Source organism: Pseudonocardia sp. (assembly GCF_050250275.1).
Lineage (GTDB): Bacteria > Actinomycetota > Actinomycetes > Mycobacteriales > Pseudonocardiaceae > Pseudonocardia.
In genome coordinates, this window is sequence record NZ_JBFWOY010000011.1 from 1 (window position 1) to 26,316 (window position 26,316).

Consider the following 26,316-nt stretch of genomic DNA (forward strand, 5'->3'; position numbering starts at 1 on the left):
CCTGCAGGATGTGCAGGTCGGTACCGCAGATCGTGGTCGTGTCGACCCGCACCACGACGTCGGTCGGGTCCTGGACCGCCGCGTCGGGAACGTCCTCCCAGGCCTTGTCGTCGGGGCCGTGGTAAACAAGTGCCTTCATCTGTTCACTCCGTGGGTCGAGGGTCGCCGTGGGCGCCGGCGTCACCGACGCTAGTGACGTGGGACCACGGACCACTGTCTCGTTCTGGGACCATCCCCGGGCCCCGCGCGACCGCGGACGGGCGCGGTGACCCGGGAGCGGGACACTCAACCGATGTAGGAGATGCCGAAGGCGTCGATCTTGCGGTACAGCGACGAGCGGGCGATGCCGAGCATCTCGGCCGCCTTGTAGCGGTTGCCGCGGGCCTCGTACAGCGCCTGGATGATCACGTCGCACTGGGCGGCCTCGAGCATCGACATCCGCGGCGCCCGGTGCGCGAAGCACGACGGCGGCAGGTCCGGCGCCTGGATCACCCCGACCGGCTTGCGCGCCACCACGTAACGCAGCACGTCCTCCAGCTCGCGGACGTTGCCCGGCCACGCGTAGCCCTCGAGCACCCGCACGACCTGCAGACTCAACGTCAGAGACCGCCCACCCGCGAGGCCGTGCAGGATCGACAACGCGATGTCGCCCAGCTCGTCGGCCCGGTAACGCAGCGCCGGCACCCGGACGGTCTCGTGGAAATGCCGCAGCAGCAGCCCGTAGGGGCGGGTCGCGTCGGCCGACGCGGTGTCGATGCACCCCGCCACCACCAGCGGATCCGGCATCGCGACCAGCGTGCGCAGCGACTCGTCCAGACGGCGGGCGGCGACCGGTGAGAGCAGGTTCATCTGGCGCAGGACGAGCAGCCGCGGGCGGTCGCCGGGCTCGCGCGCGACCCGGTCGAGCGGGTCCGGCCCGCCCGCCGAGTCGCCGATCCGGGAGCAGTCGACGACGTGCACCATCGCCGACGGGTGCGCCCGCCGGAACTGCTGCACCGCGAGGGTCTGCTTGCCGACACCCGCCTCCCCGATCAGCAGCTGGTGGCGGCGGCGCCCCACGGCGGCGGCGACCTCGTGCCGCGCCCGCAGGTAAGGGCTGAGCAGCTCGCGGTTGGCGCGCATCCGGGCCTCGGCGTGCAGCCGCGCGGAGTGCTCGCCGCCGCGCAGGTCCGCGGCGTAGTCACGGCGCGTCGTCGGCGCGACGTGCGAGCCCTGGCGGCGGACGGCCTCGGGGACGGCCGCGCGGGTCGCGTGGTCGATCGGCCCGCCCGCCACGACACAGCCGACGACGACCCCGCCGTCGACGACCGGTGTCACCGTCAGCCCCGCGCAGTGCCCGGACGGCAGGTCGACGTGCTGCTCACCGGTGTCGGCCTCACCCAGGACGGCGGCGGCGAGCGTGAGGTCGGCCAGGGCGCGCTGGTCGTCGAGCCCGAGCCGGCGCACGCCCGGGCAGGTCAGCAGCACGTCGCCGTCGGTCGCGAGCACCCACTCCGCGCCGACCTCGCGCGCCGCGGTGAAGCCGCGGTGGACCAGCAGCCCGCGCCGGTGCGCGCGGTCGGCGACGGCCTGCGCCACCCGGTCGGCCAGCAGCCCGGCGACGGTGGCCATGGCGTCGTCGGCGTGGGCGACATGGCGCAGCACGACCACCGCGTCCGGCGGCGCACCGTCGGCGCGGCGGACCCCCGCCGCGGCCTCCGACAGCCAGGCCAACGACGGGTGCAGGTGCTCGGGCCCGTCGACGCGCACGACGCCGTCGGCGCCGGGGAGCAGCGCCGCGGCCGTCGTGCCGACGTCGGCCTCCGCATAGCGGAAACCGGGCGTGAGCAGCACACCGTCGAGCAGCGAGGCCAGCACCGGGTCCCCGTCGTGGCGGACGCGGACCACGCCGTCGTGGTCGACGAGCGCCACCGAGCAGCGCGGGCGGGGGTCGAGCGCGAAGAACGCGGCGAAGACCTCGTCGGCCTCGGCGACCGCGGACTGGCCGCTCTCGTGCCCGACGTAGCCGGCGCCGATCTCGTCGAGCCGCGCGCCGGCGTCGACCGCGCGCAGCCACGACGCCAGAATCTCGGGGCGCACGGCGCCGGAGGCAGGGGCGATGCCACCTGAGCGCCGGAACCGCTGGACGGCCGCCTCGACGCCGATGGGGTCCACCGCCCCAGGCTAGGACGGGTTCGGTGCCGGGTCGGCCGACCGTCGCAGGTTGCGACACATCGCATCGCGGTCCGGGTGGACCGGCGGGGGCGGACCCGTCCACCCCGAGCGCGTCACCAGCGCGGCCGCACCGCGCTCATGACACGTCCGGCGGTGGGTCCAGCCCGCAGGGTGCAGCCCGCGGGTGCAGCCGGCGGGCGACGTGCCTGCAAGGGGGGCGACGTCGGCGAGCGAGCGTGTCGACAGCGCGCGCAGCCCGCGCTCACGACACGGTCGCTCGCGGTGGTCGGCCCGGGCGTGTCGGCGGAGCGGGGCGGCAGCGCTCACGACACGTCCGGGGGCGTGGGGTGGATCTCCGGGACGGACAACCGCGCCCCGTCCCGTTGTCCCCGCGGGACAGCGTCGTGGCCCGCGGGGAGGAGCTACCGTCGGACGCAGCGGCGGAGGGAGCCACGATGGCCGGCAGCGGTGCGCTCGGGATGGTCGAGACCCGGGGTCTGGTGGGCGCGATCGAGGCCGCGGACGCGATGGTCAAGTCCGCCAACGTCGAGGTCGAGGGCTACCGGACGCTGCGCAACGGGCAGGTGTCGGTGCTGGTGCGCGGCGACGTCGGTGCGGTCAAGGCCGCCGTCGACGCCGGCGCCGCCGCGGCCGCCCGCGTCGGGGAGCTCTACACCGCGCACGTCATCCCGCGCCCCCACGGTCAGACCGAGGGCGTCATCGCGCAGGCGGTCGTCCCGCTCGACTGAACCGGGCGGGTCAGCCGGGTTCGGCGCCGTCGTCGCCCGCCGTCTGGTTGACCTGCAGCAGCCGCAGCGCGAAGTCGGCGCGCATCCGGTCCTCGTGGCGGCTCAGGTCGAGCCCGGTGAGCTGACGGATCCGTTCCAGCCGGTACCGCAACGTCTTGTGGTGCACGAACAGCCGCTCCGCCGCGACGCGTTGCGAGCAGTCGGCGTCGAAGAACGTCCGCAGGGTCCGGATGAGGGCGCCGTCGTTGTCGCGGTCGTAGGCGACGAGCGGGCCGGTGACGTCGTCGATGAAGGTCTGCAGGTCGGGGTCGTCCCCGGACCCCAGCAGCAGCCGGACGATGCCGAGCTCCTCGTAGAGGAACGCGTTCTCCCCACCCAACCGACGCGCCGCCGACAGCGCGGTGCGCGCCTCGTTCCAGGCGCCGGGCAGGTCGACGACGTCGTGGTGCTCGCGGCTGATGCCCCAGGTCAGGCGCAGGTCGGGCCACTCCGTGCGGACGGCCGCGGAGAACGCGTTGACCAGGTCCTTCGCCTCGCCGCGACCGAGGTCGGAGGCGATCGCGACGAGCAGGTCACCCCGCAGGCTCGCGAGGCCCAGCCCGCGGCCGTCGTCGAGGGTGCGCACGGTGCGCAGCACCTGCCGGCGCAGCCGCTCGGTGCCGGAGGTGTCCCAGCCGTGCTCCGCCGCGAGGTCCTCGACGTTCTCGATGCGCCCGTGGACGACGCGCAGGGCCCCGGTGAGGGCGAGCCCGAGCTGCTGGGCGCGGGTGCGGGCGGCCAGCCGGTGCTCGACGGGCCCCTGCAGCAGGTCCCACAGCACCTGTTCGATGGCCTCGGCGCGGGCGCGGCTGGCGGCGCGTTCACGCAGCAGCGCCAGCGAGCAGGCCATCGCGATCTGCCCGGCGGTGGCTTCCATCATCTCGTCGGGGCCGCCGCCGGGGAGCAGCACGACCTGCCCGACGTGGTCGCCGTCGGCGTAGACGGGCCGGACCCAGCTGCGGCCGGCGGCGGCGCGGCGGCGCCGGTCGGGCCGGCCGACGGTCGCGGGCAGCGACGACACCAGGCGGCGCCCGCTGTGGGAGGCGAGCAGCGTCCCGTCGGGGCCGTAGACGCCGATCTCGCAGTCGAGCTCGGCGGCGACGCTCCGCACGATCGAGGGCAGCCCACCGCCCTCGACGACCGTCGTGAGCAGGTCGTGCTGCAGCCGTGAGCTGCGGTCGAGCACCGACACCTGGTGCTGCAGGGCGTCGCGGGCCCGTTCGGCGTCGGCCCTGGCGGCGGCCTGCTCGTCGTGCAGGCGGGCGTTGTCGATCGCGACGGTCGCGAAGTCGGCGAGGGTGACCATGCGCCGGACGTCGCGGTCGGTGAAGGTGGACCGGCGGCGCCGCCACACCTCCAGCACCCCGACGAACTCGCCCTGCAGCCGCATCGGCACGGCCAGCGCCGACCGGGTCTCCTCCTTCTCGGCCAGCGACATGAAGTCGTTGCTGATCGTCTCGTCGTCGAGGTAGGAGTCGATCTTCGCGGGCTCTCCGGTGAGGAACACCAGCCCGGCGACGCCCTGGCCGCGGTGCATCCGCAGCCGTGCGGTCTCGGCGACGCGGTTGCCGACGCACGCCCGCATCCGCACGACGTCGTCCTCGCGGAGCATGACGCCGCAGATGTCGGAGTCGAGCAGCCGCAGGGTGCGTTCGGCGATGGTGTGCAGGGCCTGGTCGACGTCGCGCGCGCTCAGCAGCTGGGCGACGACCTCGCGCACGGCCTCCGCCTCGGCGTCGGAGTCCTCGACGCGCCCGCCCGCCACGAGACCGGCCTGGGCGAGCGAGAGCCACACGCAGGTCTGGCGGAGCAGCGCGCGGGTGCCGGGGTCGACGTGCAGGTCCGGGTCCCAGCACAGCGCGACGGTCGTGCCCGGGGGCGCGACGAGCCCGCGCCGGTCGGAGCGGCGGGCGGGCGGCCCGGCCGGAGGCAGCCCGGCCAGCCCGGTCCCGGCACCCGCGAGCGCGCGCCAGCCGTTCTCGGCCCAGGCGGCGACGGTCACCGGGGAGCCGATGAGCAGCGACGCGTGCGCGGCGACGTCCCCGGCCGCGGCCGCGATGTCGGCGGGCATCGACTCCATGAGGGCGGCGAGGCCGGGCCGGCTCACGGTCCGGGGGACCGGGAGCTGCCGGGATTCGGCCGATGTCATGTCACCCCCCGGCCCGGTCAGGTCGCGATCAGGGTTTTGAGCGTACGTCGCTGCGCCATCGCCCGGTACGCGTCGGGGACGTCGTCGAGCGGGACGGTGCCGGTGGCGACGACGACCGGGTCGAGGACCCCGGAGGCGACGAGCGCGACGAGCGCCTCCCCGTCGCGCATGAGGTCGCCGATCGCGAAGCGCAGGGTGAGCTCGTCGGCGAACGCCCTCGCGACGGGCAGCGCGAACGCGTCGTCGGTGTGGACGCCGACGGAGACGATCGTGCCACGGCGCCGGACCAGCGAGAACGCGGTGTCGAGTCCGCGGGGGCCGCCGACGGCGTCGATCACCGCGTCGGCGCCGCGGCCGTCGGTCAGGTGCGCCACGGTCTCGTCGGCGGCGGTGGGGTCGGCGACGACCGCGCCTTCGCGTGCGGCCAGCGACCGGCGGTCGGCGACGGGTTCGACGACGACGACGGTGCCCGCACCGCACGCCTGGGCCGTCAGGCTGGTCAGCTGGCCGACCGGTCCGCCCCCGATGACGACGACGGTGTCGCCGGGGGTGAGCTGTGCCCGCCGGACGGCGGCGTAGCCGGTGGCGAGGGTGTCGCCGAGGAAGACGGCGGCGTCGAGGCCGATCCCGGCGGGGACCGGGCGCAGCACGGTGTCGGCGAACGGGACGCGCACCAGCTCGGCCTGGCTGCCGGCGAGCGGTGGGCCGTAGGCGGCGCCGGTGCCGAAGAACCGCCGGTGCGGGCACTCCCAGTGGTCGCCGCGGCGGCACCACCAGCAGGTTCCGCACGCGGTGAAGTCGGCGCCGACGACGAGGTCCCCGACGGCGTGTGCCCGCACCGCGGGGCCCGCCTCGACGATCTCGCCGACGAACTCGTGCCCCATCACGCTCCCGCGGGGCAGGTGCTCGGCGTGGGCGACGGCGTGCAGGTCGGTGCCGCACACCGCGGCGCGGCGGACGCGGACCACCGCGTCGGCGGGGTCGTCGAGGAGCGGCTCGGCGACGGACTCGACGCTCACCGCGCCATCGCCCGCGTAGAGGACGGCCTTCACGGTCGCGCCAGCGCACCGAGGCGTTCGCGGATGCGGTTGGCCGCCTCGCGCAGCGCGGCCAGCTCGGCGGGCCGCAGGTCGAGCTCGACGATGCCCTGCACCCCGCGACGCCCGAGCCGCGCGGGCAACCCGACGTAGACGTCGCGGATCCCGTAGCTGCCGTCGGCCAGCACGGCGGCGGGCACGACCTCGCCGCGGTCGGCGACCATCGACAGCACCATCCGCGCCGCGGACGTCCCGGGCGCCATGAACGCGCTGCCCGAGCGCAGCAGCCCGACGACCTCGGCCCCCGAGCCGCGGGCGCGGTCGACGGTGGCGTCGAGGTCGGCGGGCCCGACGCGTTCGAGTATCGGCCGCCCACCGGCCGTGGCCTGCGACAACGGGATGACCATCTCCTCGCCGTGGCTGCCCAGCGCCCACGCGGCCACACCGTCGGCGGGCCCGGCGCCGACGAGCGACGCGAGGGCCTGGAACCGTGCCGTGTCGAGCACCCCGGCCATGCCGACGACCCGCTGCGACGGGAACCCCGACGACACCCAGGCGTGCTGGGTCATCTCGTCGAGCGGGTTGGTGACGACGACGATCACCGCGTCCGGCGAGGTCCGCGCGAGCCGGGACGCGACGTCGCCGACGATCTCGGCGTTGGTCGCGATGAGGTCCGACCGGCTCATGCCGGGGGTGCGCGGCCTGCCGGCGGTGAGGACGACGTAGTCGGCGCGCCCGGCCTCCTCGACGGTCCCGACGCCGCGGACGCGGGTGGTGAACCCGCTCAGCGCGGCGGTGTGGGTGAGGTCGAGCGCGATGCCGGCGGCGCGGCCCTCGTCGATGTCGACGAGCACGACCTCGTCGACCACGTCGGCGTCGGCCAGGCGCATCGCCGCGATCATGCCGACGTTCCCGGCTCCCACGACCACGACCCGGTCGACCCTGCCGGTGCCACCGGCCCCGCCGCCCCGTGCCCGGCCCCGGGCCGGCGCCGTCGCGCGGGCGACGGGGGCGCCGCGGCGGTACAGCGCACCCGACGGCGGGCGGACCGGCCGCGGAGCCGACCCGAGCCGGGCCGACACCGCAGCCGGATCGGGCAGCGTCCAGTGGCGCACCGCGGTGGCGGGCGGCGGCGCAGGGACGGTCGGGGGGACGGGAGCGGGGGAGCCGACCACGATCTCCACCCCCAGCTCCCGGGCCCGTTCCCGGGCCAGCGGGGTGACGACGTCCCGGGCCCCGACGTGCACGGCCCCCGCCCCGCCCGCCACCGCCTCGTCGACGGCCGCCGCACCCCACACCGTCATCGCCGGTCCTCCCGCCCGTGCATGCCCTCCAGCGCGGCGACGGCGGCGTCGCGGGCCGTCTGCACCTCGCTCTCGGTGCCCGACAGGAACATCCGGCCGAACCGGCCCACCGCGCGCAGCTCGATCACGGTGATCGACGCGGCCTTCTCCGCCTCGTTGGCCGCCACCGCGATGTAGGCGGCGGGCGCCACCTCCATGACGAACAGGCTCTGCCCCGGCATGAGCATGGAACCCTTGCGCCACTTGTTGAGCAGCTGCGCCTGGTACGGGTGGACGTTGGTGATGAACTGCGTCGAGGCGATCGTCGGCCTGATCCGGTCGGCCTCGGTCATGCCCAGGGAGTCGAGCACCGCCTGCCCCGAGGCGAGGACCTCGGCCTGCTGCTCCGAGTGGATCTCCAACAGCCCGAACTCGCGCTCGATGATCTGCAGCGCCGGGCGCACCCCGGCGGCCTTGAGCGCGATGTCGGCGGCGCGGAACACCTCGTTGCCGGGTGCCATCTCGATGTAGAGCTCGGCCATCCCCGCGAGCGGGACGTCGCCGGGGCTGGTGGCGGCGATGTGGGCCGCGCACTGCGGCTGCATGCGGTCGACGAAGGCGTAGGTGCGCAGCGTCGGAGCGGGGTTCGAGGTGCTCACGCGGCCGACCTCGCGATCCCGACCGGGGTGATCAGCAGGGCGTGCGGATAGGTCACGACGGTTCGCTCCAGGTAGCCGGCCAGCACGTCACCCGCGCCGGGGATCATCAGTGCACCGCCGGCGAGGTGCAGCGGCAGGTCCTCGTGCCCGACGGTCAGGGCGCGCACGTTCTCCGCGATCCGTTGCAGCCCGGGGACCAGGACGGACAGGGCCTCGCGGGGGTTCGCGCGCTTGTAGGACTCGGCCTCCTCGACCGCGACCCCGAGGGCACCGGCGAGGACGAGATCGAGATGGTGGCCACCGCCGGCCCGGTCGTCGAGCCGCACGAGCCCGCCGTCGCGGTAGACGCCGACGCCCGTCGAGCCGCCGCCCACGTCGACGACGACCCCGTCCCGGACGTCGAGGGTGCGTTGCGCGGCGGTGACCTCGTCGACGAGCGCGACCTCGTCGAAGCCCGCCGCCTCGCACACGAACGTGCAGGCGCGGGCGTCGGCGACCGGGATGCACGGGGGATGGGCGGTCGCGGCGCCGGACAGCTCGGCGCCGAGCGCCTGCTGGGCGGCCTCGCGCAGGTCCCGGACGGTCGCGACGGCCCGCGCGAAGTCGACGACGACCCCGTCGGCCAGCGCGCCCGAGGCCCGGCTGTCGACCCACACCGGCCGGGAGCCCGCCAGCGCGACGAGCACGCAGCTGGCCGTACCGAGGTCGACGCCGACCCGCAGCGGCCCGTCACCGGTGGCCGCGGGCACCCCGGCCGCGGCGATCGCGGCCGCGTCGTCGAGAAGGCGGTGCACGCCGGCGACGAGCATCTACAGCTCCACCGGGTCGTAGACGGTCCGCCACGGCCGCACCTCGTGCGCGATCCGCTTGATGTTGATCAGATGCAGCGGTGTCACGTTGTCCGAGCAGATCGAGCCGCTCCACGTGCCGGTGCCGAGCTGGAACGACGGATCGACCTCCGTCGAGAACCCCATCCCGCCGAACAGGGCCGGGGTGTTGACGACGATCCGCCCCGCGGGCAGCGTCCCGAACGGCGCGATCTCCTCCGGGTCCGCCGCGTGCACCGCCGTGGTGTGGCCCTCGCCGTCGAGGGCGAGGATCTCGCGGCACCGGCGCAGGCCCGCCGCGGCGTCGGGCACCTGGTAGACCGACAGCACCGGGCCGAGGATCTCCCGCGACAGCGGCGTGTCCGCGCCGACGGTGTCGAGCTTGCAGGCCAGTACCCGCGTCGTCGACGGGACGCCGAAACCGGCGACCTCGGCGAGCCGGATCGCGGTCTGCCCCACCGCGTCGGGGCGCAGCGCGCCGCGCTCGTCGAACAGCACCCGCACGAGCGCGGCCTGCTGCGGGGCGTTCATCCAGTACGCGCCGCGGGCCTCGAACGCGGCCAGGAACGCGGGAGCGACCTCGTCGACGACGACCACCGACTGCTCGGCGACGCACGCCGTGCCGTTGTCGAACGACTTCGAGGTGATGATCATCTCGGCGGCCTCGGCCGGGTCGGGCACGCTCGCCCCGACATAGGCGGGGACGTTGCCCGCGCCCACGGCGATCGTCGGCTTCCCGCTGGAGTACGCGGCGCGGACCATGCCGGGCCCGCCCGTCGCCAGCACGAGCGCGATCTCCTTGCGGCCCATCAGCTCCGCGGTCGCGGGCAGCGTCGGGTTCTCCAGGCAGGAGATCAGCCCCGCGGGCGCGCCCGCCTTCGTCGCGGCCTCGGCCATGACCTGCGCGGCGCGCAGCGTGCAGCGGGCGGCGCGCGGGTGCGGCGCGAGCACGATCGCGTTGCCCGACTTCACCGCGGCCAGGCACTTGAACAGTGCCGTCGACGTCGGGTTCGTGACCGGGACGATCCCCGCGATCACGCCCATCGGGCAGCCGACCGCCGTCACCCGGGCCTCGTCGTCGACCCACAGGACCCCGACCGCGCGACGCTCCAGCATCCAGCGGGCGACGAACCCGGTGTTGTAGCGGTTCTTGTGGATCTTGTGCTCGTAGACGCCGTACCCGGTCTCGTCGACGGCGAGCCGGGCCAGTTCCTCGGCCGCTGCGGTCCCGGCCCTGGCCATGGCCCGCACCCAGCCGTCGAGCGTGTCCTGGTCGGTGTCCTCGATCTGCTCGAACGCGTGCCGCGCGGCCCGGGCCTTCACGCGGACGTCCGCGAGGCCTGCCAGGTCGGCGTCCAGTGCTGCGGTCATCTCCCACCTCGGGGTCGGACGGAACTGCGGGCGCGGCGGTCCGCGGGGCGCCGTCCCCGGCGACCCGCTGTCCGTGCGCCCGGTCAGCTCTTCGGGCGGGTGAGGACCGCGAGGATGCCCTCGGTCTCGTCGTGGGGGCGGGGGATGACGTGGACGGACACGACCTCGCCCGCCTTGCCCGCGGCGACCGCGCCGGCGTCGGTGGCGGCCTTCACCGCGCCGACGTCACCACGCACCATGACCGTCACGAGACCGCCGCCGATCTCGCGGTGCCCGACGATCTGCACGTTCGCGGCCTTGACCATCGCGTCGGCGGCCTCGATGGCGCCGACCAGGCCCTTGGTCTCGATCAGGCCCAGCGCGCCGCGCGGCGTCGATGGTGCGGCAGGGGTTCCCGCGGCGGTGGTCGCCATGTCGTCCTCCATGTCGGTGATGTGCTCGGTGATCGGGCGGCTCAGGTCTTGCGGTAGCGGACCGTCCCCGACCGGATCACGGTGTCGGCGATGGCGACGACCGCGCGGTCGGTGGGGGCGTCGGCGCCGGCGGCCACCCGTGCGGCGCCCCCGGTCGCGACGAGGACCACCTCGCCCACCCCGGCGCCGACGACGTCCACGGCCACGTACGCCGTGCCGTCGGTCTGCTCGGGGTCGTCGCCGGGGGCGTCCTGCACCAGCAGCAGGGTGAACCGCTCGAGCCCGGGGTCCTTCACCGTCGAGACGACCTGGCCCAGCACCTTGGCCAGCTGCATGCCCGGTCACCCCCGTCGGTCGGCGGCCCGCACCCGGCGGCTCCGCTGGCCGAACGGTAGGGCGGCCCGCGACGGCGCTGCGTTATCCCGGGCGGACAACGTCTCCCGGTGTCGTTGTCCCCGGACGCACTGGTCGCGCCGGCCCGACCGGCGAGACTGGTCGGACACGACGCCCCCGTGCCAGGAGGTTCACCGGTGATCCGCCCCGAGGACGCGCAGTTCCACGCCCCGACCAGCGACGACCCCCTGTGGGCCGAGACCAACTACTTCGGCCTGTACGCAGGCCAGGACACCGACCGGCCCATGAACATCGGCGTCTACGGCCTGTTCCGCGAGCCGCTCGGCGTCGTCGGGTCCACGGTGTCGGTCAACAGCCGCCGCGTCACGATGCCGTGGGCCGCCGACTACTGGGACGCCTGGGAGCACCTCGTCGTTCCGCAGCCGTCGAACCTGCTCGACTACACCCTCGCCAACGGGCTGCACGTCGTCTGCTCCGAGCCCAACAAGGTCTGGGACGTCGACTACTCCGACGCCGCCGCCGACCTCGAGCTGCACTTCCGCTACACCGCGCTCATGGAGCCCTACGACATCAACGACCCCGACCAGGACCCCAGGGCCGCCGGCCGGGACATGGACAAGACCTGGGGCCACGCCTACGCCGGGCACTTCGACCAGACCGGGCACTTCGAGGGCGAGATCCGGCTGCGCGGCACCACGACCCCCATCGACTGCGTGTCCACGATGGACCACAGCTGGGGCGTGCGGGCCGAGCGGCAGACGTCGCGGCTGAGCTGGATGCACGCCCACGTCGGCCCCGACCTCGCGCTGCACGCCCTGTTCGACTTCGACACCGCGAACGGCCCCGACGGCCCCTCACCGCTCACGATGACCCACGGCTACGTCCTCGACAACGGCGTCGTCCGCGGCCTCGCGTCCGGGGCGGGGGAGACGACCCGCGCCGGCCTCTACCCCGAGCACATCGAGATCAGCGTGTCCGACGCCGAGGGCCGCACCTGGGAGGCGGTGGGCGACGCGCTCACGACCTTCCCCTGGCAGTCCCAGCCCGGCGTCGTCGGCCACAACAGCCTGCTGCGCTGGACGCTCGACGGCCGCACCGCCCACGGCGAGTGCATGGACTTCGTCGGCATGGGCGAGCTCGGCCGCGTCTACGACCGCGTGCACGCCGCCGCGGCGGGCGTGTGAGCACACGGTGAGCGCCCCGCCGGTCCAGGCGGTGATCTTCGACCTCGACGGCACGCTCGTGCAGACACGCATCGCGTCCTGGGAGGTCTTCGAGAAGGTCAACCGGCGCTACCACCTGGGTGTCGACGAACCCGAACGCTACTTCGACCTGTTCCGCGGCAACATCTACGACTCCATCGCCCGGCTGTGCCGCGACGAGGCGCAGGCCGCCGAGGTGCGCGAGGAGTTCCTGCGGCTGCTGCGCAGCGACTACGCGCCACCGCTCGTGCCCGGGGTCGCCGACGTCGTGCGCCGGCTCGCGAGCACCTCGACGCTGGCGGTCATGTCGTCCAACGCCATGCAGGTGCTGCGGCGGGTCCTCACCGCGAACGACCTCGCATTCTGCTTCGCCCACGTCTTCGGCGGCGACGTCGCCCCCGACAAGCGCACCGCCATGCGCACCTTCCTCGCCGACCCCGGCACCGGCTTCGGCCGCCGCTGCGCCGCCGACTACGACGAGGCCGGCGTCCGTCCGCTGCCCGACCCGGCCGCGACCGTGCTCGTCACCGACACCGCCGGCGACGTCCGCGACGGGCTGGAGGTCGGCATCCGGGTGGTCGGCGTGGCCTGGGGGATGCACAGCGTCGAGGAGCTGACCGCGGCCGGTGCCGAGTTCGTCGCCCTGTGGCCGCAGGAGATCACCGCGCACCTGCTGGGCGACGCCGCGTCCGGCGCCTGCTCGGTCGCGGTGCCGCCCGACGCCCGCTCCGATGGGCATCGCCCCGAACGACAGGCGCAGGTCGACGGCGAGCGCGCCCGTGCCGTCGAGGCGCGCCGCGAGCGTCGCCGCGGCGCCGCAACACCCCCTCCCGCAGCACCCCTTCCCGCAGCACCCCTTCCCGCGGCACCCCTTCCCGCGGCACCCCTTCCCGCGGCACCCCCTCCCGCGGCACCCCCTCCCGCAGCCGCGCCGCCCCGGGTACCGACCGGGGTCGACGCCGAGCTCCTCGACGCCGTACGCCGGGTGGTGCGGCGATGACCGGCCCGACGGCGGTCCCCGACGCCCCGCTGGACGGCGCGTTCAACTTCCGCGACCTCGGCGGGCTGCGTGTCGGTGACCGGCTGCGGGTCCGCCGGGCGGTGCTCTTCCGCAGCGACACCCTGCAGGCGCTCACGCCCGCCGACGTCGCCCACCTCACCGAGCGCCTGCGCCTCGAGCTGATCGTCGACCTGCGGATCGGGCCGGAAGCGGTCTCCGAGGGTCGCGGCCCGATGGCCGAGGTGCCCGTCAGCTACCTCAACGCCCCGCTGCGCGACCTCCCCGTCTCCGACCTCCCGCCGCAGGAGCAGAGCCTGCGGTTCTACGTCGAGCACCTCGAGTCGCCGAGCTCGGTGCTCTCCACGGTCGTCCGCATCGTCGCCGCCATGGCCGGCCGCCCGGTCCTGCTGCACTGCGCGGCGGGCAAGGACCGGACCGGGCTCGTCGTCGCGCTCCTGCTGCGCCTGCTCGGGGTCGACGACGAGGACATCGTGGCCGACTATCTGCGTTCGGGGCTCAACATGCCGCGTATCAAGCAACGGTTCCTGGGCTGGCCGCGCTACCGCGACCACATGGCGACGGTGCCCGGCGAGGTCTACGACGCGCTCGAGTACACGATCCGCGGCTTCCTGGCCGAGCTCGACGCCCGCTTCGGCAGCGCCCGTGACTGGGCCCTCGAACGCGGTGTCGCCGACGAGGACCTCGCCCGTCTCCGCGCGGGCCTGCTGGCCCCGGCCTGACCCGGCCGCCGGCCCGACCCGACCCGACCCCGCGCGCAACCTCACGGTCGGGGATCGCGCCCGGGAGGACCGTGAGGTTGCGCGCGATGGTGTGGCGGCGGTCAGGTCGAGCCGGCGCAGGCGGCCTTCCCGAGGGCCAGCCGCATCGGCCGGACCTCCCCGACGTCCACGGCGAAGCGCCGGAACCCGAGGCCGTAGAGCTGCGCGACCAGCTGCTCCGAGACGCGCCCCGACAGCCGCATCCCGATCCGGCACCCGGCGTCCTGGGCGGCGGCGACCCGCACCAGCAGGTCCTCCACGGCCGGGTCCAACGCCACCCGCGGGTCGCAGGAGAGCAGCCCGCGGCGGACGTAGCCGTCGAGCGGCTCGGCGGTGAGCAGGTGCCGGGCGGGGATGCCGAAGACGGCGGCCTGCATCGTCCGGACCTCGACCCACAGCACGTCGCCGGCCGCCGCGATCTCCTTGGCCGCGAACGCCGCCCGGGGCCCGGTGACGTAGGCGCCCACCCCGACCGCCGAACCCCGGCCGAGCTCGCGCAGGGCGGCGGCTTCGGCCGGGTCGGTGAGGTGCCGCACGGCGAGATGCACGCGGGCGGCCCCGGCGGCCCGCTCCAGCCCCCGCAGCTGCGCCTCGACGAGGGCGGGGCGCCCGAGCGGCACGGTCAGCTCGGGGTGGCGGGTCGTGACGGCGGTCTGCTGCAACAGCTCGCGGGACTCGTCGGCGACGAGGTCGATCGCGCGGACCCCGATCTCGACGTCCCCCGCGGCCGCGAGCAGCGGTGCGAACTCGGCCTCGACGAGGTCGGCGACCCCGTCGAGTGCGTCGGAGGCCGGGCCGGGCTCGGCGAGCAGGTGCTCGACCAGCCCGTCGAGGTGCCCGGTGGCGACGAGGACGTCGTCGACCGCCGTGACCAGGCCGGACGCGCCCGCCTCCCGGGCGACGGCAACATCGGAGGGCAGGGTGACGCGCGCCAGTACCTCGGCCCCGGCGGCGTCGGCGGCGAGGGCCAGCAGGTCGCCGAGAGCCCCGGTCGCGGCGGCGGGCGTCGACACCGCGAACCGGCCGGCGAACAGTTCGCCGGTCGACCCGTCGAGGGACACCTCGTCGCCCTCGCGCAGCGTCCGGCCGTCGACGGAGAGGGTCCGGGAGGCCTCGTCGATGCGCAGCGCCCCCGCGCCGACGACGCACGTCGTGCCGAGGGCACGGGCGACGACGGCCGCGTGGCTGGTCGAGCCGCCCGTGGCGGTGACGATGCCCTGGGCGGCGATCATGCCGTGCAGGTCGGCGGGGCTGGTGACCGGTCGCGCCAGCACGACGTCCTCGCCCGCCGCGGCCCGTTCACCGGCCCGGTCGGGGTCGAGCACCAGCAGGCCGCTGACCTGGCCCGGGCAGGCGCCGATGCCGGTGGTCAGCAACCGGCCGGTGGCGCGGGCGCCCTCGACGTCGGAGTCGGCGAAGCCGGGCCGCTGTACCTGGCGGACCTGCTCGACGGTGACCCCGCGCAGCGCGGCGGCGGTCGTCGCGAGGCCTTCGGCGACGAGGTCGGCGGCGATCCGGACGGCGGCCTCCGGGGTGCGCTTGGCGCTGCGCACCTGCAGCAGGTAGAGCGTCGCCCGTTCGACGGTGAACTCGATGTCGAGGACGTCGCCCTGCGCGCGTTCCAGCCCGTCGCAGGTCGCGCGGAGCTCGGCGAGCACGTCGGGGGCGAGCGCCTCGGCGACGGGGTCGGGGGTGCGGGTGCCGGCGACGACGTCCTCGCCCTGGCTGTGCGCGAGGTACTCGCCGAACAGTCCGGGCTCCCCGGTCACCGGGTTGCGGGTGAACACCACGCCGGAGCCGGAGTCGTCGGACAGGTTCCCGAACACCATGGACTGCACGACGACGGCGGTGCCCAGGTCGTGGGGGATGGCGTGGAAGTCGCGGTAGGTGCGGGCGCGGCGGGTGTTCCAGGACCGGAAGACCGCCTCGATCGCGCCGACGAGCTGTTCCTGCGGGTCGGCGGGGACCGTCTCGCCGAGCAGCGTCTCCTCGCAGGCCGCCCAGATGCGGTCGTACACCGCGCCCGCGTCCTCGCCGGGGTCGACGGCCGCGACGAGCGTGTCCACCCCGGCGCCGGGGTCGAGGGCGTCGAGCACCGTCTCGGCGTACATGGTGTGGAACCGGGCGACGACGTCGGCCATGAAGCGGCTGTCGCCGGTGACCTCGGCGAGCGCGACGGCGGCCGCCCTGTCGAGGCCGAGGTTGAGGACCGTGTCCATCATCCCGGGCATCGAGATGGGCGCGCCCGAGCGGACGGAGAGCAGCAGCGGGACGGGCCCGCCACCGAACGTCTTGCCCGCGGCGGCCTCCAGCGCGGCGAGCCGGGTGCGCACCTCGGCGACGAGCCCGTCGGGGAGGGTCGAGTCGCCGAGGTACGCGCGGCAGGCGTCGGTCCCGATGACGTAGCCGGGTGGGACCCGCAGCCCCTGCCGGGTCATCCGGGCGAGACCGGCGCCCTTGCCGCCCAACCGGTCGAGGTCCGCGGGATCGGCCTCGTCGAAGGCGACCGTGAACCCGGTCATTCGGTCCGTTCCCGGCCGAGCGTGCGCAGCAGGTCCTCGTGGAACTCGAACCAGACGTTGTGCACGGAGTCGAGCGTCGGCGACGAGACGTACTCGTGCTCGCCGCGGTCGATCCGGTCGAGTGCGGCGCTGAAGCGTGCCGGGTAGCCGCCGAACCGCGGATCGTGGCCGGATAGGGCGTCGAGCAGCGGGCCAAGGCGGGCGACGAGCTTGTCCAGCCGCGCGATGACCTTGTCGTCGTACTCGGAGTCGGAGTGGTCGTTGGCGACCTTGCGGCCGCCGACGTCGATCTGCTGCCAGGCCGACATCGTCGTCAGGAACTGGGTGTTGACGGTCTCGAACCTGTCGACGAGCCCGCCGATCCCGGCGTCCTCGCGGACCGCGGCGTACCGGGTCGCGGCGGCGTCGGCCAGTGCGGGCCCGGCGGCGTCGGTCGGCAGGGCCGCACCGCCGGCGACGACGACGAGGCCCTGCGCGGCGAGCCGGTCGAACGTGGCCTCGACGTCGGCCTGCGCCACCCCGGAGGCGGTGGCGACGACCGGTGCGGTGGCCATCTTCTTCAGTGCGACGACGTTCAGCACGTCGTAGTCGGTCTTGTCGGACACGGTCGCGCTCATGGATGCCCCTCTCGCAGCAGGACGGGCGGCGCGGCGGGACCCCGCCACGCCGCCCGGGAGGAACGGACTACAGCCAGCGGCCCTTCGAGCTGCGCAGGTTCGCCTTGTCGGAGAACGGCAGGTAGCCGGCGCCCGAGAAGATCTTGCTGGGCACGGTCTCCTGCGCGAATCCGCGCTTGGTGATGTCGTAGTAGTAGTTCGAGACCCGCTGGTCGATCTCCCACAGGTCGTAGTCGCGGCAGGCCTTCTCGTAGGTCCCGGCCTTGCGCAGGTGCGGCAGGATCATGTCGACGTAGTAGACGTACTGGCCGTTCCAGATCAGGTCGCGCCGGCACATCTTCGACGTCTTCGTGTACAGCTTCAGGGTGGCCTGCTGCACCCGGGGCAGGTGCTCGGACAGGTCGTCGATTGCGATCGGGTTGACCTCGCCCATCGGGGTGTCCCACTTCTGGCGCGAGAACACCGCCCCGCCGATGATGGCCTCGATGTAGTTCTTGGGCCGCGTGAACGTGGTGGAGATGTCGTTGACCCGGATCTCCTCCAGCGCCATCTTCTCCGGGTCGATGATCATCGCCAGCGTGTAGGAGTAGGGCAGCCCGGCGTCCTCGGAGACGTCGGACCAGTGGTAGATCTCCTCGTTGACGAACAGGTCGCGCAGGATCAGCAGGTTGCCGTCGGGGAGCTCGTAGGGGCCGGTGTCGCCCAGGCCGAGCCGGTTGTCGTAGTGGTGCAGGAACGCCAGCAGCTCGGTCGCGGCGTTGAACTGGGTGAACGCGCCGTGCTTGGGGCTGCCCGGTTCGAGCGGCTCGATCTGGCCGACGAGCTGGTCGAGGAAGTCCTGCTCGTGGATCTGGCAGCGGTAGCGGTCCTGGGAGTTGAGGATGTAGCCGTCCTGGCGCTTGCCCCAGAGCACGCGCTGCATGAACTTGAGGATCTCGTTCGACTCGGCGACGTAGTCGTCCGGGCCGATGGCTTCCAGGGCCAGCAGGCCGCAGCGGCCCATGCCGAAGCCGACGGCTCCGATGCACCAGTCGTGCACCGAGTTGACCTTGGTGCCGATCTCGCGGCGGGCCGAGGCGCCGATGTCGAGGATGCCCTGGGCGCCGACCTCGTCGGTGGTCATGCGCAGGATCTCCGGCCACCGGTAGAACTCGTGCATGAAGGCCAGGATCTCGTACTCCTGGCGGGGGATCATGCCGCTGACGCCCTCGGTGGCGCGCATGACGAGCACGTCCCAGATGTTCCAGGCGAGGTAGTTGTTGAGGTCGTTGAGCTCGTCGATGCTGAACTGCGGGTTGAGCACGTCCTCCTTGGAGACCTTCTCCAGGACCTTGCTCTTCGCCCGCTCCTTCAGCATCTTGTCGCCCTTGATCCCGTCGGTGACGGGTTCGAGGCCGACGAAGTTGCCGGTGTAGGTGAGGCTCTGGAAGCGGAGGCCGTCGTCGCCCTGCTCGTACCGCTGCTTGTAGGTGGCGCGCTTGCCCTCGGTCGTCGTCATCGTCGGTTCTCCCCCGTCCTCAGTCGTCCGCCACGACGCGGCCGACCTCGTGGTCGGTGCAGTCGAGCCGTACCTTGCGCCCGTCCAGTGCCTTGGCGATCTCGTCGAAGTGCGACGGGTCGGTGTTGCCGACGACGTAGCGTGAGTCGCTCGAGGTGAGGTACGTGGTCATGACGCACGGGGTCTGGAACTCCCGCGACAGGATCCCGAGGTGCGACTCCGGGGCGCCGGACATCGTGATCACGCCGATCGCGCCCATGCTCAGGGCCGGGGCGAGGAACGTCGTCGTACCGCCCTGGACGAGCAGGATGTGCTCGGCGAGCTTCCCCGACTGGATCAAGCTGATGACGTCGGCCGGGGACTCGAGGTACTTCACCGTTCCGCTGGGGGATTTTCCGGTGTCGAAGACGTTGTAGCCCTCGGCCAGCACATCGGCCATGGATGTTCCTCCTTGAACTGGTGGGTCGCCCCGGCCATGCCGCCCGCAGGTGGCCGTGCGGGCCCACGCGGTGTGGCCACGCGGGGAGTTGCCTCCGTCACAGTGCCGTGGATCACCAGCGTCGCCGATGGACCGCGCGGATAGAACTGTCGGAGGGCGTTGTCCGGCCCGGATAGCGGGACGTCGCGGCTCGACCGCAGGTGGTGACGGCCCGACGGCACGCCCCGGCCGCGTCGGGACGACCCGGACGGACGCGCACCCGAGGCACAGGTCCGGCCCCGCACCGCACGACCCGCACCCGGCCGCACACGACGTCGCCGAGCCCGGCCCGGCACCGGTCGGCGGTGCTGGGCGAGCTCGGCGGGACCGGGGGTGGTCCGGGACCGGGGTGGCCGGGGCCGCGGCGGGGGAGTGGCTACGGTCGGGGGCCGGCGCGCAGCACGGGCTCGATCTCCGCGGCGGCGTCGGCGCCGTGGGCGTCACGCAGCCGGGCCAGATCGGACTCCGGTGAGAGGGTCCACTCCTGGGCGCCGTCCGTCTCCAGCACCAGTGTCGCGATCAGCGTGCCGAGCTGTGTGGCCCGCTCGACCGGGAGCCCGCCGTCCACTCCGGCGAGGAACCCGGCCCGGAAGCCGTCACCGACCCCGGTCGGGTCCTTGATCGTGTGCGCGGGGACGACGGGCAGCGAGAGGTCGGTCCCGTCGCTGCCGACGACGCGCACACCCTTGTCGGACAGCGTCGTGATGCGCAGCCCGACGCGGGAGGTGATCTCGTCGGCGTCCCACCCGGTCCGGCGGGTGAGCAGCTCCCACTCGTACTCGTTGCTGAACAGGTAGCGCGCGCCGTCGACGAGGCTGCGGCACTGGTCGCGGTCGAGCCGCGGGAGCTGCTGTGAGGGGTCGGCGGCGAATGCCAGGCCCAGCGCGCGGGCCTCCTCGGTCTGGGCGACCATCGCCTCGGGGTCGCTGGCCCCGACCAGCAGCAGCTCGATCCCGTGGCGCTCGACGATCGGGGCCAGCGCGATGTTCTTCGCCTCGGTCATCGCGCCCGGGTAGAACGACGCGAGCTGGCACTGGTCGTCGTCGGTGGTGCAGGTGAACCGGGGGGTGTTCGCGGAGTCGACGACGAGCACCGCGCCGGTCTGGACGCCGTGGCGCTGCAGCCATGCGCGGAAGTCGTCGAAGTCGTTGCCGACGGCGCCGACGAGCACCGGGCGCTGGCCGAGCACCCCCATGCCGAACGCGATGTTGGCGCCGACGCCGCCGCGGTGCACGACCAGGTCGTCGACGAGGAAGCTCAGCGAGATCCGGTCGAGGCGCTCGGCGACCAGCTGGTCGGCGAAGCGGCCGGGGAAGTGCATGAGGTGGTCGGTCGCGATCGATCCCGCGACGGCGGTGGTCCCGACAGGCATCGGCGGATCTCCCGTGGTCAGAAGACGATCGTGGTCGGAAGACGATCGTGGTCAGAAGACGATCGTGGTGCGGCCGTTGAGGAGTACCCGGTCCTCGCAGTGCCAGCCGACGGCGCGGGCCAGCACGGTGCGTTCGATGTCGGCGCCGCGGCGGGCCAGTTCCGCGACGCTCGCGCGGTGGGTCACCCGCACGACGTCCTGCTCGATGATCGGGCCCTCGTCGAGGTCCTCGGTGGCGTAGTGCGCCGTCGCGCCGATGATCTTCACGCCGCGTTCGCGGGCCCGCTCGTAGGGCCCGGCCCCGGCGAACGCGGGCAGGAACGAGTGGTGGATGTTGATGACGGGGACGCCGACCCGGTCGAGGAAGTCGCCGGAGAGGATCTGCATGTAGCGGGCGAGTACGACCAGGTCGACCCGGCCGCGCAGGAGCTCCAGCTGCCGCTGCTCGGCCTGCGGCTTGCTCGCCCTGGTCACCGGGACGTGCTCGAACGCCACCCCGAACGAGGCGACGTCCTCGGCGAGGTCGGGATGGTTGGACACGACGGTCACGACGTCGATGGGCAGCTCGCCGCGCCGGGCCCGCCACAGCAGGTCGAGCAGGCAGTGGTCGTGGCGGGAGACGAACAGCGCCACCCGCGTCGGCGCCGCGGCCTCGCTGAAGCGGTAGGTGCCGCCCAGCGGCCCCGCGACCTCGGCCTCGAAGTCCTCGTCGAGCGCGGGCAGGGCCGTCGCGAGCCCGGGCAGGTGGAAGACGATGCGCAGGAAGAACCGGCCGCCGGTGGCTCCCGTCGAGTCCTGGTCGGACTGGACGATGTTGGCGCCGTGCCGGTGCAGGAACGATGAGATCCGGGCGACGATCCCCGGTCCGTCCACGCACGACACGACGAGCCGGCCGAGGTCCGGGTCGTCGGCCGCCGCGCCGGTGGGGGTGCGGCGGCCGTCGGACAGGACCGTCATCAGGCCGTCGGGGAGTGGGCGGGCGCGGCGTCCGCGGACAGGCCGGCGGCCCGGCGCAGGGCGTCGGCGCGGTCGGTGCGCTCCCAGGGCAGGTCGACGTCGGTGCGGCCGAAGTGTCCGTAGGCGGAGGTGGGGGAGTAGATGGGGGCGTGCAGGCCCAGGTAGTCGCGGAATGCGGCGGGCCGCAGGTCGAAGTGCTCGGCGACGAGCTTCTCGATGTTGGCGCGCGAGACGCGCTCGGTGCCGAAGGTGTCGACGAGCACCGACACCGGCCGGGCCACCCCGATGGCGTAGGCGACCTGGACCTCGGCCCGCTGGGCGAGCCCGGCCGCCACGACGTTCTTGGCGACGTAGCGGGCGGCGTAGGCGGCGGAGCGGTCGACCTTCGACGGGTCCTTGCCGGAGAACGCGCCGCCGCCGTGGCGGGCGAACCCGCCGTAGGTGTCGACGATGATCTTGCGGCCGGTGAGGCCCGCGTCGCCGACGGGACCGCCGATGACGAACCGGCCGGTGGGGTTGACCAGCAACGACGACCGCAGCTCGGCGGCGTCGTAGAACTCGGCGGGCAGTACGTCGGTGACGACCTGGTTCCACAGGTCCTCGCGGATCTGCTCGTTCGTCGCCTCCTCGGCGTGCTGGGTGGAGATCAGCACGCGCTCGACGGCGACCGGCACGTTGTCGTGGTAGCGGACCGAGACCTGGGTCTTGCCGTCGGGGCGCAGGTAGTCCAGGCCGCCGCGGCGCACCTCGGCGAGGCGGCGGGAGAGCCGGTGCGCCAACGCGATCGGCATCGGCATCAGCTCGGGGGTCTCGTCGGTGGCGTAGCCGAACATCATGCCCTGGTCGCCGGCGCCGGCCTTGTCGAGCTCGTCGTCGGAGAGGTTGCCGCGGTGCTCGTGGGCCTGGTCGACGCCCTGGGCGATGTCGGGGGACTGCTTGTCGAGCGCGACCAGCACGGCGCAGGTGTGGCCGTCGAAGCCGTAGCGGCCGTCGTCGTAGCCGATCTTGTTGACGGTGTCGCGCACGATCTGGGTGTAGTCGAGCTGGCCGGGGGTGGTGATCTCGCCCGCGAGTACGACCATGCCCGTCGTGATCAGGGTCTCGCAGGCCACGCGCGAGTACGGGTCGTTGGTGAGCGCGGCGTCGAGGACGGCGTCGGAGATCGCGTCGGCGATCTTGTCGGGGTGGCCCTCGGTCACCGACTCGGAGGTGAACAGGTAGTCGTGCGACTCGTGCTGGGTCATGCTCATGCTCCTCGGGCGACGGACTCGGGCGGTGTGTCTGCGGATGTCTCTTCAGGGGCGGCGGCGATGCGGGGGGCCAGCTCCGCGCGGACGGCCGCCGTGCCGGCGACCATGGCCTCCAGCTTGGCCCGTGCGACCGCTCCCGTGACGTTGCGCAGCCCACAATCGGGGTTGACCACGAGCCGCTCGGCCGGGACCAGCTCCAGGGCGCTGCGGATGCGGGAGGCGATCAGCTCGGGCGTCTCCACCTCCGAGGACTTCACGTCGACGACGCCGAGCCCGATGGTGCGGTCCCAGCCGAACTTCTCGATCACCGGCAGGTCCGCGTAGCCCTTGCGCGCGAACTCCAGCACCAGCTGGTCGACGTCCGCGTCCAGGACGGCGGGGAACAGGAAGTCGTAGTGGCCCTCCCACAGCGGGCGGGCGTAGCGGTTGCCGTAACAGACGTGCAGGCCCCAGGTGACGTCCACGCCGTCGGTGACGATGTTGACGGCCTCGACGGCGGTGCCGACGGCGTCGGGGTAGCCGGCGAGGAACGGCTCGTCGATCTGCAGCAGCTGCGCTCCCCGCCCGGCCAGTGCGTGGGCCTCGGCGTTGAGCACCCGCGCGATCGCGAGGACCAGCTCGCGGCGGTCGGCGTAGACGGAGTCGTGGATGCGCCGCGACAGCGAGAACGGGCCGGTGAAGGAGAACTTGACCGGGCCGGTCGTCTGCTCGCAGGTGAAGGCGAAGTCGTCGGCCAGTCCCAGCGGTGACGGGCCGAACCGGTCGGGCAGCGGCGCGGGGACCCGCGCCTCGTAGTAGTCGAAGTAGAACTCCTTGGCGGTCTGCGGGATCTCCACGCCCGGCATGCGGGCGAGGAAGTAGTCGACGTCGTTGTCGCGGCGCAGCTCGCCGTCGGAGACGATGTCGATCCCGGCGAGCTCCTGGTCGCGCAGCGCGGCCTTGATCGCCATCTCGTGCAGGTCGGTGAGCTGGGCGTGGCTCATCCGGTTGCGGTAGTAGTCGGTCTTGAGCCGCTCCATCCACTCCGGCACCGGGTAGGACCCGACGACGGTCGTGGGCAGCAGCGGGACCCGCCCCATCAGGGCGGCGTTGCGCGGAGCCGACATCAGTCCCTCACCCCCGTCATCAGTCCCTCACCTGGGCCGTCATCGTGACGATGTTGCCACCGGAGCGGTGGGCGAACGGGGTGTAGTGCACGTCGAACCCGTGCCGGCGCCCGACGTGGGCGAGCAGTGGCCCGTTGACCCAGTTGACCACGGAACCGTCGTACTTGCCGGGTCCGCGGAAGTTGGCGCGGTAGGCGGCGACGTCGGTGACGAACAGGTCGTGACAGATCAGCTTCCCGAACGGATGCAGCAGCTGCAGGCTGTCGACGAAGCTGGCGAGTGCCCCGTTGTTGACGTGCATCCGCACGTCGGCGCCCGACTCCAGCAGCGGGCGCAGCATCTCCCCGCTCACCGCCGGGTCCCCGCTCGACGCGGGTGTCAGCTCGTAGAGGTCGAGCCCGGCGAGCGGGACGTAGCGCTCCTCCAGGCGCACCGCGCTCCACGCCGCCCGCCAGAACGCCACCGCGGCGTCGGTGTCGGCGAAGTGCGCGGGGGCGGCCTCGGCCAGCAGCGCCGGGCCCAGGCGCAACAGCTTGTGCACCAGCGCAGGCAGCGCGTCGGGCGTCGTGTTCGTGGTGGCGGCGAGGTCGGCGGCGGCGTCGGCGGACAGGTAGGCGCGCGTCTGCACCTGGTAGGTGCGCCCGCCCAGCTGGGCGACCTCGTCGGTGGGCAGGTTGTCGTAGACGTTGGAGATGTAGACCAGGAACACCTTGTAGCGCAGGAACCCCAGCGACGTCCGCGGCCGGGTCGCGTCGAGGGTGAACGAGCTGACGTGCGCCAGGTGCTCGGCGACGGTCTCGCGGGCCAGGTCCAGCACGTGCTGGGAGTAGTCGCACATCAGGTAGTGCAGGCGGCGGTAGTAGCCGCGGCCGTGCTCGGTGTCCAGGGCCCGGAACTCGTCGAGGAACACCTTGGCCTGGCTGCCGTTGCCCACCCCCAGCTCGACGACGTAGAGCTCCTCGGGCAGCGCGCCGGTGTCGGCGAGCGGGTCCCACACCGCGAACAGCTTGCGGATCAGGTCGCGGGCGGCGTCGTGGTTGCGGGCGTCGGACTCCCCACCGGGCAGCGCCTGCTCGTAGCCGCGGCCCGTCGACTTCTCCCACAGGGCGAGGTCGGCCCAGTAGCGGGCGTTGAACGCCCAGATGCAGCTGCGTGACCCGGCGCCCCAGTCCTCCAGCAGCACCCGCCCACCCGGGCCACCGGCCGCGCGCTCGCGCAGCAGCGCGGCGGTGTGCTCCTTGAGCGGCAGCTTCGCGCTGCGCCGGACGTCGACGGCGACCTCGAGGTCGTCGTCGCGCACGCCGACCTGCTCGATCACCGGCGCCCCCGCGGGCACGTGCTCGGGCCGGTGCAGGATCGGGCGCAGCTCGACGACGTCGCGGAAGTTCTCCTTGTACTGCACCCAGTCGCAGACCAGCCGCACCTTCGACAGGTCGACGGGCCGGCCGTCGTGTCCGGGGTCCTCCGACAGCGCCTCCACGACCGGGACCAGCGCCGTCGTGATGTCGATCGGTGTGGTGCCGCGCAGCCGGGAGTGCGGCCGGAAGTCAACCAGCATGACCGAGTCCCTCCATCGAACGGGCGGGCCGCGGGGCGATCCCCGCGCGTTCCAGGATCCCCGGGACGCCCCGCTCGTACCCGAACGCCATGACGTGCACCCCGGCGACGCCGGGGATCGCGGCGACCCGCTGGATCGTCTCGACGCACATGGATACTCCTTCGTCGGCGACCCGGTCGGACGCAACCCCGCGCAGCCGCCGCTCGACCTCGTCGGGGACGTGGATGCCAGGGACCCCCGTGCGCAGGAACTCCAGGACCCGCAGCGACCGGATCGGCCCGACCCCGGCGAGGACCTTGCAGCCCTCGGTGACGCCCAGGTCGCGCAGCCGCGCCATCCACGCCGCGAACACCTCGACGTCGAACACGTACTGGGTCTGCACGAACTCCGCGCCCGCCGCCACCTTCTTCGCCAGCCGCCGGGCGCGGAACGAGCGCGGCGGCGCGAACGGGTTCTCCACGGCCCCCACCAGCCAGCCCGGGCGCGCCCCGATCTCCCGCCCCGACGCGAGAATGCCGTCGTCGCGCAGGGTGCGCGCCGTCGACACCAGCTGGGTGGAGTCGAGGTCGAACACCGGGGCGGCGTCGGGGTGGTCGCCGAAGCGGGGGTGGTCGCCCGAGAGCAGCAGGACGTTGGGGATGCCCAGCGCGCCGGCGGAGATCAGGTCGGACTGCAGGGCGATGCGGTTGCGGTCGCGGCACGTCAGCTGCATGACGGGCTCCACCCCGGCCCGCATCGCCAGCACGCTGCCCGCGAGGCTCGACATCCGCACGTGGGCGCCCTGGTTGTCGGTGACGTTGGCGGCGTCGACCCAGCCGCGCAGCAGCTCGGCCTTGCGGGTGACCGCGTCCGGGTCGGCGCCGCGGGGCGGCCCGATCTCGGCGGTCACGGCGAACCGCCCGGCCTCGAACGCGGCCCGCAGACTCATCGCGCTCCCACGCC

Annotated in this window: 23 protein-coding genes; 4 read left to right on the forward strand and 19 right to left on the reverse strand. The window is 73.7% G+C overall.

Annotated features, from left to right (window positions below):
- Nucleotides 1-285 precede the first annotated feature (285 nt).
- Nucleotides 286-2,154, reverse strand: coding sequence for a helix-turn-helix domain-containing protein (locus AB7F12_RS12085; RefSeq protein ID WP_428502581.1), 1,869 nt, complete (start codon nt 2,152-2,154; stop codon nt 286-288).
- A 455-nt stretch (nt 2,155-2,609) separates the two neighbouring features.
- Between AB7F12_RS12085 and AB7F12_RS12090 the strand changes: the two genes are divergently transcribed.
- A complete protein-coding gene (locus AB7F12_RS12090) occupies nt 2,610-2,903 on the forward strand; it encodes a BMC domain-containing protein (RefSeq protein ID WP_428502580.1) in 294 nt (97 codons plus the stop codon).
- Between the two features lie 10 nt (nt 2,904-2,913).
- On the opposite strand, the gene AB7F12_RS12095 is transcribed toward AB7F12_RS12090, so the two are convergent.
- The 8 genes from AB7F12_RS12095 to AB7F12_RS12130 form a co-directional block, all read right to left on the reverse strand.
- Complete coding sequence (locus AB7F12_RS12095) at nt 2,914-5,091, reverse strand: helix-turn-helix domain-containing protein (protein WP_428516523.1); 2,178 nt, start codon at nt 5,089-5,091, stop codon at nt 2,914-2,916.
- A 17-nt stretch (nt 5,092-5,108) separates the two neighbouring features.
- Entirely contained in the window at nt 5,109-6,110 is a 1,002-nt protein-coding gene (locus AB7F12_RS12100) for an alcohol dehydrogenase catalytic domain-containing protein (protein WP_428502576.1), read from the reverse strand.
- A 29-nt stretch (nt 6,111-6,139) separates the two neighbouring features.
- Nucleotides 6,140-7,432 (reverse strand): malate dehydrogenase, encoded by a 1,293-nt coding sequence (locus tag AB7F12_RS12105; RefSeq protein WP_428516521.1) that lies wholly within the window; start codon nt 7,430-7,432, stop codon nt 6,140-6,142.
- On the reverse strand, nt 7,429-8,070 hold the full coding sequence (locus AB7F12_RS12110; RefSeq protein WP_428499616.1) for a BMC domain-containing protein: 642 nt from the start codon (nt 8,068-8,070) through the stop codon (nt 7,429-7,431). The genes AB7F12_RS12105 and AB7F12_RS12110 overlap by 4 nt, the downstream gene beginning before the upstream one ends.
- Nucleotides 8,067-8,879 carry an ethanolamine utilization protein EutJ gene (gene eutJ, locus AB7F12_RS12115; protein ID WP_428499615.1) on the reverse strand — a complete coding sequence of 271 codons (813 nt, stop codon included), beginning with the start codon at nt 8,877-8,879 and terminating at the stop codon, nt 8,067-8,069. Before eutJ ends, AB7F12_RS12110 begins: the two co-directional genes overlap by 4 nt.
- Nucleotides 8,880-10,268 carry an aldehyde dehydrogenase family protein gene (locus AB7F12_RS12120; RefSeq protein ID WP_428499614.1) on the reverse strand — a complete coding sequence of 463 codons (1,389 nt, stop codon included), beginning with the start codon at nt 10,266-10,268 and terminating at the stop codon, nt 8,880-8,882.
- An 83-nt stretch (nt 10,269-10,351) separates the two neighbouring features.
- On the reverse strand, nt 10,352-10,681 hold the full coding sequence (locus AB7F12_RS12125) for a BMC domain-containing protein (protein WP_428516519.1): 330 nt from the start codon (nt 10,679-10,681) through the stop codon (nt 10,352-10,354).
- A 41-nt stretch (nt 10,682-10,722) separates the two neighbouring features.
- Nucleotides 10,723-11,016, reverse strand: coding sequence for a EutN/CcmL family microcompartment protein (locus AB7F12_RS12130; RefSeq protein ID WP_428499612.1), 294 nt, complete (start codon nt 11,014-11,016; stop codon nt 10,723-10,725).
- 195 nt (nt 11,017-11,211) lie between these two features.
- On the opposite strand from AB7F12_RS12130, the gene AB7F12_RS12135 reads away from it, so the two are divergent.
- Genes AB7F12_RS12135 through AB7F12_RS12145 form a run of 3 tightly spaced genes read left to right on the forward strand, consistent with a single transcriptional unit; the run spans nt 11,212 to nt 13,977 of the window.
- Complete coding sequence (locus AB7F12_RS12135) at nt 11,212-12,219, forward strand: DUF7064 domain-containing protein (RefSeq protein WP_428499611.1); 1,008 nt, start codon at nt 11,212-11,214, stop codon at nt 12,217-12,219.
- A gap of 7 nt (nt 12,220-12,226) precedes the next feature.
- Nucleotides 12,227-13,237 carry an HAD family hydrolase gene (locus AB7F12_RS12140; RefSeq protein WP_428499610.1) on the forward strand — a complete coding sequence of 337 codons (1,011 nt, stop codon included), beginning with the start codon at nt 12,227-12,229 and terminating at the stop codon, nt 13,235-13,237.
- Nucleotides 13,234-13,977: a tyrosine-protein phosphatase gene (locus tag AB7F12_RS12145; RefSeq protein WP_428499609.1), complete on the forward strand. Its 744-nt coding sequence runs from the start codon at nt 13,234-13,236 to the stop codon at nt 13,975-13,977. Before AB7F12_RS12140 ends, AB7F12_RS12145 begins: the two co-directional genes overlap by 4 nt.
- A 101-nt stretch (nt 13,978-14,078) precedes the next feature.
- Here the strand turns inward: AB7F12_RS12145 and AB7F12_RS12150 are convergent, their stop codons facing one another.
- The 10 genes from AB7F12_RS12150 to AB7F12_RS12195 all read right to left on the reverse strand — a co-directional run bounded on the left by AB7F12_RS12150 (nt 14,079) and on the right by AB7F12_RS12195 (nt 26,302).
- Nucleotides 14,079-16,538: a pyruvate, phosphate dikinase gene (locus AB7F12_RS12150; protein ID WP_428516517.1), complete on the reverse strand. Its 2,460-nt coding sequence runs from the start codon at nt 16,536-16,538 to the stop codon at nt 14,079-14,081.
- A complete protein-coding gene (locus tag AB7F12_RS12155; protein WP_428499607.1) occupies nt 16,535-17,155 on the reverse strand; it encodes a hypothetical protein in 621 nt (206 codons plus the stop codon). The genes AB7F12_RS12150 and AB7F12_RS12155 overlap by 4 nt, the downstream gene beginning before the upstream one ends.
- Nucleotides 17,156-17,222: 67 nt before the next feature.
- Entirely contained in the window at nt 17,223-18,653 is a 1,431-nt protein-coding gene (locus tag AB7F12_RS12160) for a hypothetical protein (protein WP_428499606.1), read from the reverse strand.
- A 19-nt stretch (nt 18,654-18,672) separates the two neighbouring features.
- Complete coding sequence (locus AB7F12_RS12165) at nt 18,673-19,092, reverse strand: PEP-utilizing enzyme (RefSeq protein ID WP_428499605.1); 420 nt, start codon at nt 19,090-19,092, stop codon at nt 18,673-18,675.
- A 415-nt stretch (nt 19,093-19,507) separates the two neighbouring features.
- Entirely contained in the window at nt 19,508-20,503 is a 996-nt protein-coding gene (locus AB7F12_RS12170; RefSeq protein WP_428499604.1) for a carbohydrate kinase family protein, read from the reverse strand.
- A gap of 51 nt (nt 20,504-20,554) precedes the next feature.
- A complete protein-coding gene (gene purU / locus AB7F12_RS12175; protein ID WP_428499603.1) occupies nt 20,555-21,460 on the reverse strand; it encodes a formyltetrahydrofolate deformylase in 906 nt (301 codons plus the stop codon).
- Nucleotides 21,460-22,704, reverse strand: coding sequence for a methionine adenosyltransferase (metK, locus tag AB7F12_RS12180; RefSeq protein WP_428499602.1), 1,245 nt, complete (start codon nt 22,702-22,704; stop codon nt 21,460-21,462). Before metK ends, purU begins: the two co-directional genes overlap by 1 nt.
- 2 nt (nt 22,705-22,706) lie before the next feature.
- On the reverse strand, nt 22,707-23,816 hold the full coding sequence (locus tag AB7F12_RS12185) for a hypothetical protein (protein ID WP_428499601.1): 1,110 nt from the start codon (nt 23,814-23,816) through the stop codon (nt 22,707-22,709).
- A gap of 19 nt (nt 23,817-23,835) precedes the next feature.
- Entirely contained in the window at nt 23,836-25,374 is a 1,539-nt protein-coding gene (locus AB7F12_RS12190) for a hypothetical protein (protein WP_428499600.1), read from the reverse strand.
- Entirely contained in the window at nt 25,364-26,302 is a 939-nt protein-coding gene (locus tag AB7F12_RS12195; protein ID WP_428499599.1) for a methylenetetrahydrofolate reductase, read from the reverse strand. The genes AB7F12_RS12190 and AB7F12_RS12195 overlap by 11 nt, the downstream gene beginning before the upstream one ends.
- Nucleotides 26,303-26,316: the final 14 nt, after the last annotated feature.